Origin of the sequence: Streptomyces aidingensis (assembly GCF_900112355.1) — a bacterium.
Classification (GTDB): Bacteria; Actinomycetota; Actinomycetes; order Streptomycetales; family Streptomycetaceae; genus Streptomyces; species Streptomyces aidingensis.
Map to the genome: position 1 here is coordinate 241,469 of NZ_FOLM01000007.1, position 14,209 is coordinate 255,677.

A 14,209-nucleotide genomic window follows, 5' to 3' on the forward strand; every position below is an offset into this window, starting at 1 on the left:
GCCGCCCCACCGACCGCAAGAGCGATCTCCCGGTTTCCGCGCCAGCGCCTTCCGCCCCGCGGATTGCGCGCGGGGCCGTCCGGAGCGCAGGCTCGGGGGCCGGACCAGTGCCCGAAGAAGAGGTGCGAGCGATGAAGGCGGTTGTGCAGCGGCGTTACGGTTCCCCGGAGGAACTGGAGCTGAGGGAGATCGAGCGGCCGTCGCCCGGTGCGAACGAGGTGCTGGTGCGGGTGCGGGCGGCATCGGTGCATCCCGACGTCTGGCACACGGTCACCGGGCGGCCGTATGTGCTGCGGCTGATGGGCTCCGGACTGCGCCGGCCGAAGCAGCCGGTGCCCGGAACAGACCTCGCGGGCGAAGTGGTGGCGGTGGGTACCGGGGTGAGCCGGTTCCGGCCCGGCGACGAGGTCTTCGGAGAGACCGTCCGCGGCCATCAGTGGAGCAACGGCGGCTCCTTCGCCGAGTACGCCGTGGCCGCCGAGAGCACCCTGGCGCTCAAGCCCGCGGCGGCCGGATTCGCGCAGGCGGCGGCCCTGCCCACCTCGGCGCTGATCGCCCTGCAGAACTTCCCGCCGGCCTGTCGGCGGCCACAGGCGCGGGTGCTGGTCAACGGCGCCGCCGGAGGGGTGGGCGGCTGCGCGGTGCAGCTCGCCACGTCGTACGGCGCGCACGTCACCGGGGTCGATCTGGCGGACAAGCTCGATGTGGTGCGGGCGCTCGGCGCCGACCAGGTCCTGGACGGCGAGGCGGAGGACTTCACCCGCGGTGACGCCCGCTACGACCTGGTCTTCGACGTGCTCGGCAACCGTCCGTTCGCCGCCTGCCGGCGGGTGCTCGATCCCGGGGGCCGCTATGTGCTGATCGGACACGACCGGTTCGGACAGGCGGCCGGCCGGGTCCTCGGCTCCCTGCCCCGCTTCCTCGCCCTGATGGCACGGGCCCCGTTCCGCCCGGAACTGCGCGGCGGCGCCGAGCGGCGCGATCAGCGGAAGATGATGGCGGAGGTGGCCCGGCTGCTGGAGAGCGGCCGTCTGGCACCGGTGCTGGACCGGACCTATCCGCTGGAGGAGTACGGCGCCGCCCTGCGCCGGCTGACCGAGGGCCGGGCGCAGGGCCGGATCGTCCTCACCATGTGACCCCGCGACGGGTACCGCGGGACAGCCCCGGGCCGGGCCGGCCACCGAGGACCAGGGGCGCGCCACTGCCCACCGGACAGGCTGAGGCCGGGGCGGGGCCGGCTACCGGCCGCCCCTTCGGCTTGGTGATTTCCCGGCGTGGTGCTTGGTCAAGACCGCCGACGGTGCCGGGCTCCAAGGGTCTGCGCCTCCGTGATGTGCCCTCCGTACTCCTTGGTCATTTTCCCCTTGCGCGCACTGTCGGCTCCCACCATAGTTAGCCTCATGGCTAACTATGGTGCGCTGGATCACGTGTTCGTCGCGCTTGCCGACCCGACGCGACGGGCGGGGATCCAGCGCCTTGGATCTGGCCCGGCGAGTGTGAGTGACCTGGCCGGGGCGTTCTCCATCACGTTGCCGTCGTTCATGAAACACCTGCGGACACTCGAGTCGAGCGGCCTGGTCCGCACCAGCAAGTCCGGCCGGGTGCGGACCTGCACGCTCCATCGCGAACGTCTCGCGCTGGTCGACGACTGGCTCGCCGAGCAGCGATGCCTGTGGGAGCAGCGCACCGACCGCCTTGAGCAAGTCATCGCCGACCATCAGGAGGACACGTGACCGTCACCGATCCGGACCTCGATCTCACGATCCAGCGTGTGATCCGGGCACCGCGCGAGAGGGTCTGGCGCGCGTGGACCGATCCGGGCCTTGTGGCCAGTGGTGGATTCCCGCGCCGGCCCGCGCCAGGGTCGACGTCCTCGACGCCCGGCCGGGCAGAGGATTCGTCACCAGCATGAGCGACGACGGACGTGCCTTCACTCCCCACACCGATGCGGTCTTTCTCCTCGTCGAACCGGCGTCCCGCCTTGCCTTCACCAATGCGGTCGACAGCAGGTGGCGGCCCGCGGCGCCGGTGCCGGTGCCGGTCGCGATGACGGCCGAGGTCAGTCTCCTCGACCACCCGGAGGGCACGGATTACCGGGTCGTCGTGCGCCACCAGGACCCCGCGACTCGTGCCCGGCACGAGCGGCTGGGCTTCTTCGACGGCTGGGGTGCGGTGAGCGCCGCGCTCGCCGCGCTCGCCGAGAACGGGGCCGGGTCATGAAGATCGCCGTCATCTCGTTCATGACCCTCGACGGCGTGGCCCAGGGGCCCGGATCGAGGGACGAGGATCCGAGCGACGGCTTCACTCGCGGAGGCTGGTTCGCGCCCCATCTGGACGCGGCCTTCGTGCAGCAGGCATCCGACTGGCTCGACCTCGCCGACGGTCTGCTTCTGGGGCGCCGCACCTACGAGGCATTCGCCCGCGACTGGCCCGAGATCCCCGAACCGGATCCCTTCACGGGGCGCATGAACGCCCTGCCGAAGTACGTTGTGAGCACCACGCTCCGCGAGGTGAACTGGGCCCCGGCCACCGTGCTGCCGGGCGACGTCTCCCGCACGGTCGGTGCCCTCAAGGCCGCGCCGGGCCGCGAGTTGCAGGTCCACGGAAGCGCCCGGCTCGCCGCCGCCCTGCTCGACGCCGGACTGGTCGACACCCTCCGTCTGGCCATCGCACCGGTGGTCCTCGGCCAGGGCCGCCGCCTTCTCACGGGCCACAGAGACGCCGGCCTGCGGCTCGTCGACCACCGCATCACGCCGCGCGGCCTCGTCGTCCTCGACTATGAGGTCACCGGCGCCGGCAAGCTCGCCGACTACGAGGGCGTCACCCATCTCACCGGGTAGGACGTGAAACTGTTGGACGACGTGGGGCCCTTGGTGGGTCAGCTGTTGCGGCATGCCGGTGGGAGGAGCCCGGGGGCGGCCAGGGCAGGGGGGATGGCCGAGGCGCTGCCCAGCCGCAGGGGCGGGTTGCCCGCGGCGGGGGACCGGGCCGGGCGGGCGGCCCAGCGTCGTCGGTCGCGGAGCTGGCCGGACAGGCCGAGAAGACGTGCGCCGAGCTGCGCGGCGAGAACGCCGTGCCGTATCTGGTGCCGTTCGGCGGATCCGGCGCCCTGGGCGCCCGCGGTTACCGTGAGGCGGGTGAGGAGATCCTGACCCAGCAGCCGGACGTCCGGCACGTCATCACCGCCCTGGGCTCGGGCGGCACGATGGCCGGCCTGGTCGCCGCCCTGGGAACCGAACGCGTCCTGGGCATCGCCCAGCCCTGTCACAGCGAAACATCCGCCTTTGGCCGGGCCGCCGAGCTCCGGCCGCAAGTCCGGGGAACGCTCCCGCGAGCGCACCGAGGGGGACCAGGCACCCTTCGCCGCGCTCCTTCACGTCCGCCTCAAGAGCGACGGCAAGTCCGTCCTCAGCACCTGCGTGATCTCCCACGCCCCGTGGGCTGCGAACCAGGCACGGGCGCGGTGCATGAACGCGATCGCAGTAGCCGCTCTCTCGTCAGGCGACGCTTCGGTGCAGGCGGGTCGGGAGTAACCGTCGACCGCGGAGTGCAGGCATATGTAGCCGCCGCGCTGCGTCTGCCTCTTGGAACGTTCGGCTGCCTTGGCCTGGTCGGCTCCTCGGCCGTGGACTCGCCGGCCGCCGCCGTCGGGCATTCGGCCGGCCTTCTTCACGTCGATGTGGACCATGTGGCCGGGCCACCGAGCGATGATCTTGCGCCGGCCGCCGACGGCCATCGAGGGACAGCGGCGCGTTGCGATGAACCATCCGCGTCAGCGTGCGCCGGGACGCATCGCGGCCGCGGTGTCCGCCGCAACGGCCAGCGCGTCGGTGAGCGGTCGGTCGAGCAGTCCCCCGAGGTCGGGGCTGGAGTTGCCGAGGAACCCGTGCCGGACGCTGGTGGCGATCGAGCTGAGCATCGGCGGCTGGAACGGCAGCAGTGCGTCGTCCGCGAGGAGTCGGGCGCGGTACTCGCTGAGCCCGATCGTTCGGTGGGCGACGCCGAGACGTCCGGCGATGTCGCCGGCGGTGATCGGGTCGCCGACCAGGTCGTAGGTCTTGGTGACGTGCGCGGTCGGGTGACCGGCGACGATGGCTGCGGCTGCGGCCAGGTCCGCCCGAGCCACCGCGGAGAGAGCGCCATCGCCGAACGCTGACTCCAGGCCGTCGGGTGTCCACGTCAACAACGCTCCGAAGAGCTCGGCGTAGAGCCCGTTGCGCAGGATCGTCCACCCGAGGCCGCTGGCCTTGACCAGGTCCTCAGTGGCGCGGTGGGCGAGCGCGAACCCGAGATGGTCTCCGGTGCCGGTCAGGCTGGTGTAGATCACGTGCGCGACGCCGTCGCGGACCGCGGCGTCGAGAAGGGCCTGGTGACGGGCGATGACCTGGTCGTCCTCGGCATATCCGGCCGAGACCAGGACCAGCGTCGAGACACCGGTGAGGTCGAGGCTGGTGGGGTCGTCGAAGTCCAGGTGGCGCTGCCCGTCGGCGGGTGTTCGGCTGCCACCCAGGGCGGGCACCTTCCGGTCGGCCAGCTCCTGGAGCGTGAGGGAGGAGAGCTGTCCGTTCGCGCCGGTCACCATGATCATCGGGGTTCAATCTCCTACCGTGGTTCTCTTCAGTAACTACGGCGATCCTGAACCGGCCGCGGTCGGCCCACAAGGAGGCAGTTTCATGTCAGTGAGGCACACGGATGTAACCGCTGGACCTGCCGAGCTGGAACCGTGCGGACAGCCCGGCCATCCCGAGTGCGGGATCCGCGACGTTCTCGACCGCGTGGGCGACAAGTGGTCGGTCCTCGTGATCGTCGAGCTTGCGAACGGGGCGCGGCGCTTCCGGCAACTTCAGCGCGCCATCGAGGGAATCTCCCAGCGGATGCTGACGCTGACCGTCCGCCGGCTGGAACGCGACGGGCTGGTACTCCGGACCGTCCACCCCACCGTGCCCGCCCAGGTCGACTACCGACTCACCGAGACCGGCGCAAGCCTGACTCACCTCGTCAAGGCACTGGCCGACTGGTCACTCGAGCACCGAGACACCATCGCCCGTGCCCGCCAGACATACGATGCACAGCATCCCGACAACGGCATCCGATGACCATCGGCGTCAACAACGTCACGACCCGCAACAAACCAGGCGGGCGAGCGACGGCGGCGAGGCTGACGTCTACTTGAGCCCGGCCGGCGTCATGGTCGACCGCTTCGCCCCGGGCGGCGTTGTCGACATCGTCGCCGATCCGGCCAGACGCCTGGAGGCTGTGATCCTCCTACGGAGGGGGTGGCCATCCTGGGGACTGTGGAGCAGCGCGCTCACCTGCCGTTGGAGCTTCGGGCCGCCTCCGTCGTCGTCGAGCTCAGCAGCACGTCCCTCCAGGGCGCTATCGAGACCGTGTGACGGCAGCCTCCGCCCTGCCGGTCATGTGCGGAGCCAGAGCCGGATCGCGGCGACGGTGACAGTGCCGTGGAAGACGTGGACACGCTTGTCGAACCGCGTCGCCACGGCCCGGAAACGCTTGAGCCGGTTGATCGTGCGCTCGCCTTCGTTGCGGCGCTTGTACCTCTCCTTGCCGAAGCCGACGGGCCGGCCTCCTTCGCTGCCGCGGCGTCGGCGGTGGGCCCGCTGGTCCCTCGGCTACGGAACGGTGTGCTTGATCCGGCGCCGGCGCAAGTAGCGCGGTTGCGACGGGAGCTGTAGGCCTTGTCGCCGCTCAGATGCTCGGACCGCGTGCGCGGACGGCCGCCGCCGCGGCGCTTGACCCCGATACGCTCCAGGACCGGGATCAGTTGCGGTACGGCAACCCTCGGGACCGGCACCGCGCCGTCCTCGCCCACCCCGCCGACAACGAACAAGGATTCGAGGGGCTTGGAGGCCGCGCGGTCTGCGAGCCGGGAGACGATGACGACTCGCCCTTCTGGGGCTGGGTGGCCGACATGCCCTGACCGCCGCCGGCCGTCCGCGAGCCGAAGGAGCCCGGCGGGCATGCAGCGCCGTGCGGAGGAGTGGCCAAGTTCCGCGGGCGGTCGAGTCTCGTCAACTCGACGTCGATGTTCACTGATCCGGCCCTTCGGAGTCAGGACCGGCGCGGCGGGAGGAAGATCCCGTGTCTCGGCGCGACCAGCCCGTCACAGCGTGCTACTGCTTGGGTCAATCAGCGATCTTTGCAGGTGCACCATGAATGCGGGGTTGTCCTGAACATGCGACTCGGAAACTTCCTCCGGTGGTGGCGTGCCGCCGCCGGTAACGTCAGACGCGCGACGGTTGTCGGCCTGCTGGCCGGGCTGTTCGCGCTCGCCGCTCCCCCGGCCGCGGTCGCGGAATTCACCGAAGGTGAGGCCTCCGCCAGGCGAGGCCTGTTCACCGAGGCCACTCTCGTCGGTCTGGGTTCCGGGACGTCCGTGTCCGCCTTCGACGCGCCCGCAGGCTTCGACCCGCTGAACGGCTATCCCGCGGGCGTTCCGGCCGGCTCCACGGCGCACCCGGTCTCCTGGGCCGGGACGCTCGTCATCGAGGACCCGGGCACCGGGCGGACCGGCCTGACGTACTGCATCGATCTGCACACCGACACCATGGCCGGGGTGAACTACGTCCTGGGTGAGTGGAGCGAGGCCAACGTCCCCAACCTGGGCTACGTGGAGTACATCCTGCAGAACTACTTCCCGACCACCCAGGAGCCGGCCGGGGCCGCGAACGACGCCGTCCGGGCGGCGGCCGTGCAGTCCGCCATCTGGTTCTTCACCGACAACCTGATCCTGTCCGAGACCAGCACCGTCCGCCCGCTGACCGAGGCCATCGTCGCGGACACGCTGGCCAACGGGCCGGCCGCGGAGCCGGAGCTGCCGGAGCTGGAGGTCACCCCCGAGGTGATTGCCGCCCCGGCGACCGGAGAGATCGTGGGCCCTTTCCAGGTGTCCGGAAACGTTCCCGGGACGCTCATCACGACGGGGGTGGAGGTGTTCACCGACCCGGAGGGGCTCAACCAGCTCCAGGACGGCGACGAGGTGCAGCCGGGCACGGAGCTGTGGGCCCGCAGCATCTCGGACGAGGTTCCCCAGGGCTTCGTCCTGGAACACGTCGCGACGGTGCTGGAGGGCACAGCCCTGATCTACGACGGCACCAACCCGGGCCTGGACGACGCCCAGACGCTGGTGCTGGCTCAGGAGACCGAGCTGGTGGTGCGGGCCGGCGCCCAGCTTGTGCCGTTCGCCGCGGGCGGGCTGGAGGTCGTCAAGCGGGTGGCCGGCAGCGGGGCCGGGTTCCAGGGCGAGGTGGTCATCGAGGTGGACTGCCTGGACCAGGACCCGGAAACCGATCTGGACCAGCACCACGAGCTGATCCTCGAAGCGGGCGCCGGGGCAGGTGACCACTCCTGGACGATCGGCGGCATCCCGGCCGGCAGCGAATGCACCGTCACCGAGACCGCCACCGGCGACAACGGCGAAGTCAATCTGGTGATCGATCCCGTCATCGAACCCGAGACGGTCGTCATCACGGAGGGGGAGACCCGGCGCGTGACCGTCACCGACAACTACGCCAGGGCACTGGGCGCGCTGCAGATCGCCAAGACCATCAAGGGCAGCGGCGCGGGAGCGCAGGGAACCGCGGTCATCGCGCTGGACTGTGACGACCCGGAGAACGCCTTCGACCAGGAGTTCACCGTCCCCGCGGGCGCGGTGGCCGGCACCTACGCCCAGCCGGTGGTCGGCGGCATCCCCGCCGGCACACGGTGCACCGTGACGGAGACCGTCCTCGGGGAGAACGACCGGGTCGAGCTGACCCATGTGGTCATCGAACCGCCCAGCGTCACCATCACCGACGGGGCCACCCAGCTCGTCAGCATCACCGACGTCTACTCCCTGCGCAACGACAAGCCGGGGAAGCCAGGGAAGGGTGGCAAGCCCGGCAAGGGCGGGCACCACAAGACTGCATAGGCTCACGGAGCCCGGGCCCACCGGACGCTGACGCGTCCGGTGGGCCAGCGCGTGCCCGTTCTCACCCCGGCCCCCGCCCCCGGGCAATGGCTGGACCCGGTGATGCAGCGGTTGCGCGCGCCGACCGGTGCCGCGGCTCCGCCCTACGGCGGGCCATCGCCGATACGCAGCGGTTACCCCGTCGGAGAGTCAACGGGGGTACGCCGGAAAAGGTGCCGAGGTGGTGCCTGCCGGGGCCGCTGCTCTTCCAGGCGCTCAGCGTGTTCGGCGGTCTCCTCGGCGCGGCGCCGGGCTTCGGCCGCAGGGTCTCCGCGGTGGCGGTGGCCCGTCGTCCGGCCTGGCGGTGGTGCTGTTCGGCCTGCTGTACGGTGTCCTCGGCCCGGCGCGCCTGTTCGGCCAGTTCCCCCGGTGGCGCGCGGCGGCGGTTTCCTTTCGTCGGTACCGGCCAGGGTGCCGCCAGCGCCCAGAACATCCAGCCCGCCCAGCCGATGCTGCGGCCCGGCCGCGACGGGTGCGGCCAGCACCAGGTCGAATGTGCCGTACAGGTCGACGGGCACTACTTCACCCGTCGCCGAAGGGGCAGCCGTGGGCCTCCGTATGAACCTCAGCGTTGTCGGCGCCGTCGGCCTGCTGCTGGCGAGCCTTGCCCTGGGACCGACCGCGTATGCCGGGACTTCCGACATCCAGTGCGCCCTGGGCTCGAACACGATCTCCTACGACCCGTCGATGACCAACACCCCCGCATGACCACAGTCAGCGGACAGGCGCGGTACACCTGCTTCTCGCTGCTCGGCGACATCAGCAGCGCCGAGGGCACCGTGACGGTGAGCGGCGAGGTGAGCTGTCAGCTCAGCGTCGACCTGTTCACTCCGGCGACGATCATCTACCGCTGGAACACCGGCCGAACGCCGACGGTCACCTACCGCAGTCACACCGTCGTCCAGGCCGTTGACGGAACCTCGATCGTCCGCACTCAGCCCGCATATACGACTACTTCCTGGGCCTGGTGACCAACTTCCCGGCGGGCCGTGAGGCGGCCGGCCGGGCTATGGCCGCCTTCCCATCCGCTCTGATCGCCGGCCGGAGCAACCGCGCCTTCGTCCAGCGCTCGACCGGTACCTGGCCCGCATGGGACTGGAGCAGTTCTGGACATCGGCACAGGCGTCCCCACCTCCCCCAACCGCCACGAGATCGCCCAGGCCACCCCTGGCAGGCGTGCGGGTGGTCGAGGTGCGCGAGCGCGGCGGTCTTCAGCCGGCGGATCTCCTGGGGGTGGTGGGCCCTGGTGGTTCGTGATGGTCCAGGCGGATGTCGCGCCAGGGCAGTCGACGGACCCGTTCGTGGAGTCCGGGGTGGTTCTTCTTGACGACGGCCAGGTGGTGCGCCCCGCTTTGTGCAGGTGGGACGCGTGGTCGTGCTGGGTGTGCAGGGCATCGGCAGTGATCACCGCACCGGTCGGGTACCTCCCGGCCGAAGGCTGGGGGAAGGACCGGGCAGAAGCCGAGCAGGGCCAGGACACGCTGTGGGGCGTCGGCAACCCACTCACCGATCGCCGTGATGGAAACGGCGCCGACCAGAACGGCGGCAGCCGCGGCAGTGAGCAGGGCCGTCCACGGGTAGCGGATGCCGCGACGGTCCCGCAGGTCCGGCACACCGGCCAGACATTTCCGCAGGACAGTCACCTTTCAGGCGAGACCGGGCGGGACCGGGTGCCCAGTTGTTGCAGGCATGAAGGTATACGGGAAGATGGGCGCGCAGGCATGGACTCGCTCGGTGCTCATACGGACTCGACACCCACATGATCACCAGTGGCCTTGCCTGTTCTGTGTCCGGACCTCATCGAGGGCTGCCTCGCCGAGAACGGCCTGGCCGTCAGACCCACCCGGGCAACGGCACGACACCACGAATTCAACCTCAGTAACCCAGCGGCAATATTCGGGATTGGCTACTCCCCTTCGAGTAGGTCCCACCACCACTGGATGGGGGAAAGCTGTGACCGTTCTAATCGTTGGGTGGCCCAAAGACTTTCGGCAGCAGGCTCGACAGGGAATCCGGGAGTCCGGACCTGGTTATAACGGGCAGAGGTAATGGCCCAGTCGTGGTTGGCGCGCGGCCAGTGGCCGCACAGATCCACGTACCGATTCAATTCAGGGCTACCCCACCGCTGAATCCTCTCCCGCAATGCCAAATAGGCCCGGATCACTTTCTCATACTCGACTACTGTCTTGAGGGCTGCGTCTTGTCGGCTGCATCGATAGTAGGCTGCGAACAGCTCCACCAGGTTATGCACCCACTCACGTTTTTCCTGGCGTTCTTCGTTGTAGGAAAACAAATCATTGGTGATCGCCACGGTTGCTCCACAGGCATCCACCACTGCCTGTACCTCGGGATGGCGCCATTCTCCGAGCGGTACCTCAAAACCTTCAATGATGTCTCCCTGGGAGCCCAGCGACTTCGAGCCGCTGGTGTCCAGCCGAGCGGCGAAGAAATCATCGAATGGCGGGAACTCCTCCCTCTCCCGGTAGGCGGCGTGCAACGTCTGACGATGCAGATACGCAGAGAAGGTATGCACCCAGCGTGTCACCTGAGTCGGGGTGGCGAAGCCGTCCAGTTCTCGGCGCAGCTCCCGTACAGCCACGGCGAACGGCTCAGCGTGAAAAGCCGCTGCGGCCGGTGTCTCCAGCACGTAGGTCAACTGGTTCGTAACACGCGCCAGCTCTCCAGGTTTTCTCGATGCTTCTCCGATGTCACAGTAGGCATCATCGAAGGAAAAGAGGAAGACGTTGAGCTTGGTTTCCCACAGGAGTTGGTCGTATAGACCGTGAGGATAGACGCACGCAGCCAGTTTCCCGCCTTCCATGCGCCGCAACCGTTCGAGTTCTGTCGCTGTTTGCACCATCCCAGTGTGCTGAGCCCATTCCAAGGACGGACCGTCCAACTCCTGCCAGCGCGGATGAATAGCGGATGGAGTGGGATACCACAAAGGAAGAAAGTCGACCGTGCCGCGCAACGTGGACTCGTCGGGTCCGTGGACAGACATACCTACCCGCCATTCCTATCCCTCGAGCGAAGCGAATCAGGGGCGGCAGCAGAGGGCTGGCCCCATGTTGCTCGCCCAGGGAATCACACTTGCCATGTGATCAGGCCGCTTCGCCTCCGGCAACGGCGCAGGGCGAGGCAGTTGAGTCTCTGGAGGACCAAGGCCAGCAGCTCGACGAGCCGTAGGCACACGAAGGCGCTGAAGCGCCAAATCTGTGTCACGCTGCTCGACGAATGACCCCGCCGATCGATTCACAGGTCTTGACTATTGCTCCACTTGGTGCCACCTCCGATCCCTGCTCACACTCCAGCCCCGCAAGCGATTCGCCGAGGACACCGTGCTCATCGTGGACGGCGCCCTGGTCTCCACCCACGACCACACCATCGCCGAGCGGTTCGAGAACTACCGGTACTCCACCAACCACCGGGTCGTCATCGACGCTGACCGGGTTTCTGCTCGGCTCCACCGCCATGTCGGGGCAGAAACAGTGGTGGCCGCCGGGCCTGCGGCGGCCTCCGGCCGGGGAGCGCACGGGCACCGAGGGCCCGGGCCCGCGTCCCGGCCCGACACCTGCGGAGACCATGACGTTCGCTCTCGCGCCCGGTGCCCGTCACCGGAGGCAGGGAGAACACCGGGCATGGACACCGGAGAGGACGAGCAGTTGCCGCCCCGTGTCGAGGCGGAGCCGGAGCAGCCCCTGGTCATGTACTGGCAGGCGCGGGAGCGCCAGCATCTGCGGGATGTGTACGCCGGGGTGCGGATCAAGAAGTTCCCCGAGGATCTGCGGCTGATGGAGCACCTGATGTGGCTCTCCCGCAGCCAGGCCGTGGTGGAGCTCGGCACTCACTTCGGCGGGGCCGCCCTGTGGTTCCGCGACCGGCTGCGTGCTCTCGCCGGGTACGGGCGTGTCCCGGCGGAGGTGCGGGTGGTCTCGGTGGATGTGCGGCAGGACAAGGCCCGCGCCGCCCTGCCGGCGGCCGACCCCGGATACGGGCGGGAGATCACCCTGCTGGAGGGCGACATCACCGACCCGGACACCGCCCGCCGCGTCGCCGCCGCGCTGCCGGCCGGCGCGCGGTGCCTGGTCGTGGAGGACACCCTCCACACCTACGACACCACCCTCGCGGCGCTGCGGCACTTCACCCCGCTGGTGCCCCTCGGCGGCTTCTTCATCGCCGAGGACGGCATCGTGGACGTGCCCGGACTCCGCCCGCCGGGCATGCCCGGCGGGGTGCAGCCCGCCGTGCGCGACTGGCTCGCCAGTGCGCAGGGTGCCGCATTCCGGCAGCGCCGGGACCTGGAACGCTACGGCCTCACCTGCCACCCGGGCGGCTGGCTGCAACGGGTGCGGTAGTGCGGTGGGCCGGCGGGAGAGCCGTGACCTCCCGTGCCGGCGTCCCTGCTCCCCCTGCCCGGCGGCCGGGCGAGGGCCGGGTGCCTGGTGTTCTCGGTGCCCGGTCAGGGTGTGTCCGGCGGGGTGGGCGGGCGGGTGTGCAGGAAGGCGGGCGGCGTGGCTTCCCACGCCGGGGCGCGCAGGGTGCTGAGCGCGTCGGTGAGGGTGCGTTCCTCGAACGGGAAGTGGGATTCCAGGATGGCCGTCAGACCGTCGAGTTCCCCGCGCAGCCGCCGGGCCTCGCGGGGGTTGCCGCGGGCCCGGGGCGTCAAGTCCTTGATCAGGTGCTCCAGCCGCCGCAGGATGCCCGAGACCAGCCGGTGGTCCTCGCGCAGTTTGTCCAGCACGGCGGCCAGCCCGGGATGCTGCCCGGCCAGCGCGGGGAAGGCGTCGTGTTCCTCGCTGGTGTGGTGGCGTTCCAGTGCCGAGCAGAAGGCCAGGCAGTGGGCTTGCAGCTCCGCGGGCGGCCGGGCGCCGCCGTCGAGGTAGTCGTCCATCTCGTCGCTGATGCGTGTGAGTTCGCTGCGGAGCCGGCGGTGGACGTCGATCAGTTGGCTGCCGAATGCGGTCAGCCGGGCGTGGATGTTGTCCTGGTTCTCCATTCCGGTCTCATCCTGGGCCGCTCCTGCGTTCCCGGTCAACGCCGGGGAGGGGTGGCTCGTTCGCCGGCGGCAGGAGCCGGTCCGCCGCCCCCTCGGGGCCTGCCGTTGACGGATCTTGACAGTGTGGTGGTGTGTGCTGGCATCGTTCGGACGGTGTTCACCACTCCTGACCGCCCGGCCGATGTCGCGGCGTCCGTTCCCGGTCTGGCGGCATACGCCCGGACGGCGACCCGGCTGCATCCACGGCCCGGCACCCCGCGGCCACAGGACAGTTCGGTGGCCGGTCCGATGCTGTGGCCCTCCGGCGAGCCCTGGCCGAGGTGCCAACTGCCCCACATGGTGGAGATCGAACGCCCCGCCACGGCGGAGGACCTCGAGCTGTTCCGCAGGGGAGACGAGGAAGTCGCCCGCCTGGCCGACCGCCTCTCCGCGCTTCCACCCGAGCCCGGCTCCCGGGGGATGCCGGCCGCAACGGCGGCGCAGCTGCTGCGGATGCTGGCATCGGCCTCGGCCAACAGGCCCAGAACCACGGTCCGCACCAGCGCGATGGCGGTGCCGCCGAAACCGGTGCCCATGGTGCCGGTGGTCCAACTGCGTGCGGCGGACATCCCCCACGCGCGCTTCCCCGAAGGGACGGACCTGCTGCAGATCCTGTGGTGCCCGCACTGGCACAACGCTGTTCCCGGCATGGACGAACACCACCGCGGGCCGGCCCCCATGGTCTGCTGGAGAGACTCCACCAAGCTCACCCACCACGCCACTCCCCCGGACGGAGCCGGGACCGACGGCAGGTCCGTCCTCAGCACCTGCGTGATCTCACCCGAGCAGATCACCGACTATCCCGACACCGAGGCCCTGCCCGACCCGCTGCAGGAACGGCTGGAGGACTGGCATGACAGCCTCGGGCCCGACCCCGGGTTCGACTACCGCAACGACCTGGCCGCGGCACCGGGCCTCAAGGCCGGCGGATGGCCCTACTGGCCCCACGGCCCGCGCCCCGTGGGCTGCGCCTGCGGAGCCGACCGCGACCTGCTGCTGAGCATCCCCAACGGCGAACGCGGAACACCAAGCTGGACACCGCTGGAGGACCAGACCCGGGCCGTGGAAGGCGGCGAGGAGTTCCACCACCCGACCGGCTTCCACGGCGCCCGCGACGCCGTCCACATCTTCTCCTGCCGGCAGGACCCCGCCCACCCCGTCCAGATCTACGTCGAATAGCCGCCCCGCCAGAAGCCCACGAACGCCAC

The 14,209-nt window shown here is 70.0% G+C and carries 16 protein-coding genes and 4 pseudogenes; 13 read left to right on the top strand and 7 right to left on the bottom strand.

Annotated features, from left to right (window positions below; all coding sequences use genetic code 11):
* The first annotated feature begins 131 nt into the window (after nt 1-131).
* The 4 genes from BM242_RS14955 to BM242_RS14970 all read left to right on the top strand — a co-directional run bounded on the left by BM242_RS14955 (nt 132) and on the right by BM242_RS14970 (nt 2,840).
* Nucleotides 132-1,136 (top strand): NAD(P)-dependent alcohol dehydrogenase, encoded by a 1,005-nt coding sequence (locus BM242_RS14955; protein ID WP_093839311.1) that lies wholly within the window; start codon nt 132-134, stop codon nt 1,134-1,136.
* A 264-nt stretch (nt 1,137-1,400) separates the two neighbouring features.
* The gene (locus BM242_RS14960; protein ID WP_093839394.1) at nt 1,401-1,733 is read left to right on the top strand and encodes an ArsR/SmtB family transcription factor; all 333 of its coding nucleotides are present in this window, start codon (nt 1,401-1,403) and stop codon (nt 1,731-1,733) included.
* A gap of 73 nt (nt 1,734-1,806) precedes the next feature.
* On the top strand, nt 1,807-2,220 hold the full coding sequence (locus BM242_RS14965; RefSeq protein ID WP_217652495.1) for an SRPBCC domain-containing protein: 414 nt from the start codon (nt 1,807-1,809) through the stop codon (nt 2,218-2,220).
* Nucleotides 2,217-2,840 carry a dihydrofolate reductase family protein gene (locus tag BM242_RS14970; RefSeq protein WP_093839312.1) on the top strand — a complete coding sequence of 208 codons (624 nt, stop codon included), beginning with the start codon at nt 2,217-2,219 and terminating at the stop codon, nt 2,838-2,840. Before BM242_RS14965 ends, BM242_RS14970 begins: the two co-directional genes overlap by 4 nt.
* 38 nt (nt 2,841-2,878) lie before the next feature.
* On the opposite strand, the gene BM242_RS29435 is transcribed toward BM242_RS14970, so the two are convergent.
* The 3 genes and pseudogenes from BM242_RS29435 to BM242_RS14985 all read right to left on the bottom strand — a co-directional run bounded on the left by BM242_RS29435 (nt 2,879) and on the right by BM242_RS14985 (nt 4,588).
* On the bottom strand, nt 2,879-3,268 hold the full coding sequence (locus BM242_RS29435; protein ID WP_175541424.1) for a hypothetical protein: 390 nt from the start codon (nt 3,266-3,268) through the stop codon (nt 2,879-2,881).
* 141 nt (nt 3,269-3,409) lie between these two features.
* A pseudogene (locus BM242_RS14980) lies at nt 3,410-3,718 on the bottom strand (IS481 family transposase); the annotation flags it as partial.
* 54 nt (nt 3,719-3,772) lie between these two features.
* On the bottom strand, nt 3,773-4,588 hold the full coding sequence (locus BM242_RS14985) for an NAD(P)H-binding protein (protein ID WP_093839314.1): 816 nt from the start codon (nt 4,586-4,588) through the stop codon (nt 3,773-3,775).
* A gap of 85 nt (nt 4,589-4,673) precedes the next feature.
* Between BM242_RS14985 and BM242_RS14990 the strand changes: the two genes are divergently transcribed.
* Nucleotides 4,674-5,096, top strand: coding sequence for a winged helix-turn-helix transcriptional regulator (locus BM242_RS14990; protein ID WP_093839315.1), 423 nt, complete (start codon nt 4,674-4,676; stop codon nt 5,094-5,096).
* 318 nt (nt 5,097-5,414) lie between these two features.
* Here the strand turns inward: BM242_RS14990 and BM242_RS14995 are convergent.
* Nucleotides 5,415-5,788 (bottom strand): annotated as a pseudogene (locus tag BM242_RS14995) (transposase); the annotation flags it as partial.
* Between BM242_RS14995 and BM242_RS29440 the strand changes: the two are divergent.
* The 5 genes and pseudogenes from BM242_RS29440 to BM242_RS31175 all read left to right on the top strand — a co-directional run.
* A complete protein-coding gene (locus BM242_RS29440; protein ID WP_175541408.1) occupies nt 5,711-5,938 on the top strand; it encodes a hypothetical protein in 228 nt (75 codons plus the stop codon). The pseudogene BM242_RS14995 and the gene BM242_RS29440 sit on opposite strands and share 78 nt — an antisense overlap.
* A 255-nt stretch (nt 5,939-6,193) precedes the next feature.
* Nucleotides 6,194-7,927, top strand: coding sequence for a thioester domain-containing protein (locus tag BM242_RS15000; RefSeq protein ID WP_093839316.1), 1,734 nt, complete (start codon nt 6,194-6,196; stop codon nt 7,925-7,927).
* Nucleotides 7,928-8,524: 597 nt separating this feature from the next.
* The gene (locus BM242_RS29445; RefSeq protein WP_175541426.1) at nt 8,525-8,674 is read left to right on the top strand and encodes a hypothetical protein; all 150 of its coding nucleotides are present in this window, start codon (nt 8,525-8,527) and stop codon (nt 8,672-8,674) included.
* Nucleotides 8,671-8,937: a hypothetical protein gene (locus tag BM242_RS15005; protein WP_093839317.1), complete on the top strand. Its 267-nt coding sequence runs from the start codon at nt 8,671-8,673 to the stop codon at nt 8,935-8,937. The genes BM242_RS29445 and BM242_RS15005 overlap by 4 nt, the downstream gene beginning before the upstream one ends.
* Nucleotides 8,910-9,132 (top strand): annotated as a pseudogene (locus BM242_RS31175) (SAM-dependent methyltransferase); the annotation flags it as partial. The gene BM242_RS15005 and the pseudogene BM242_RS31175, both read left to right, overlap by 28 nt.
* Nucleotides 9,133-9,177: 45 nt before the next feature.
* On the opposite strand, the gene BM242_RS15015 reads toward BM242_RS31175, so the two are convergent.
* Nucleotides 9,178-9,609 (bottom strand): transposase family protein, encoded by a 432-nt coding sequence (locus BM242_RS15015; protein WP_342746969.1) that lies wholly within the window; start codon nt 9,607-9,609, stop codon nt 9,178-9,180.
* Between the two features lie 263 nt (nt 9,610-9,872).
* Nucleotides 9,873-10,823, bottom strand: a complete 951-nt coding sequence (locus BM242_RS28920) for a terpene synthase family protein (RefSeq protein ID WP_217652497.1) — start codon at nt 10,821-10,823, stop codon at nt 9,873-9,875.
* 427 nt (nt 10,824-11,250) lie between these two features.
* Between BM242_RS28920 and BM242_RS30275 the strand changes: the two are divergent.
* Together BM242_RS30275 and BM242_RS30280 are read left to right on the top strand one after the other, a co-directional pair.
* A pseudogene (locus BM242_RS30275) lies at nt 11,251-11,412 on the top strand (IS5/IS1182 family transposase); the annotation flags it as partial.
* Between the two features lie 192 nt (nt 11,413-11,604).
* Nucleotides 11,605-12,321, top strand: coding sequence for a CmcI family methyltransferase (locus tag BM242_RS30280; RefSeq protein WP_245834112.1), 717 nt, complete (start codon nt 11,605-11,607; stop codon nt 12,319-12,321).
* 104 nt (nt 12,322-12,425) lie between these two features.
* Here the strand turns inward: BM242_RS30280 and BM242_RS15025 are convergent, their stop codons facing one another.
* A complete protein-coding gene (locus BM242_RS15025) occupies nt 12,426-12,962 on the bottom strand; it encodes a hemerythrin domain-containing protein (protein WP_093839319.1) in 537 nt (178 codons plus the stop codon).
* 153 nt (nt 12,963-13,115) lie between these two features.
* Between BM242_RS15025 and BM242_RS15030 the strand changes: the two genes are divergently transcribed.
* Nucleotides 13,116-14,180: a hypothetical protein gene (locus BM242_RS15030; RefSeq protein ID WP_107365132.1), complete on the top strand. Its 1,065-nt coding sequence runs from the start codon at nt 13,116-13,118 to the stop codon at nt 14,178-14,180.
* Nucleotides 14,181-14,209 lie beyond the last annotated feature (29 nt).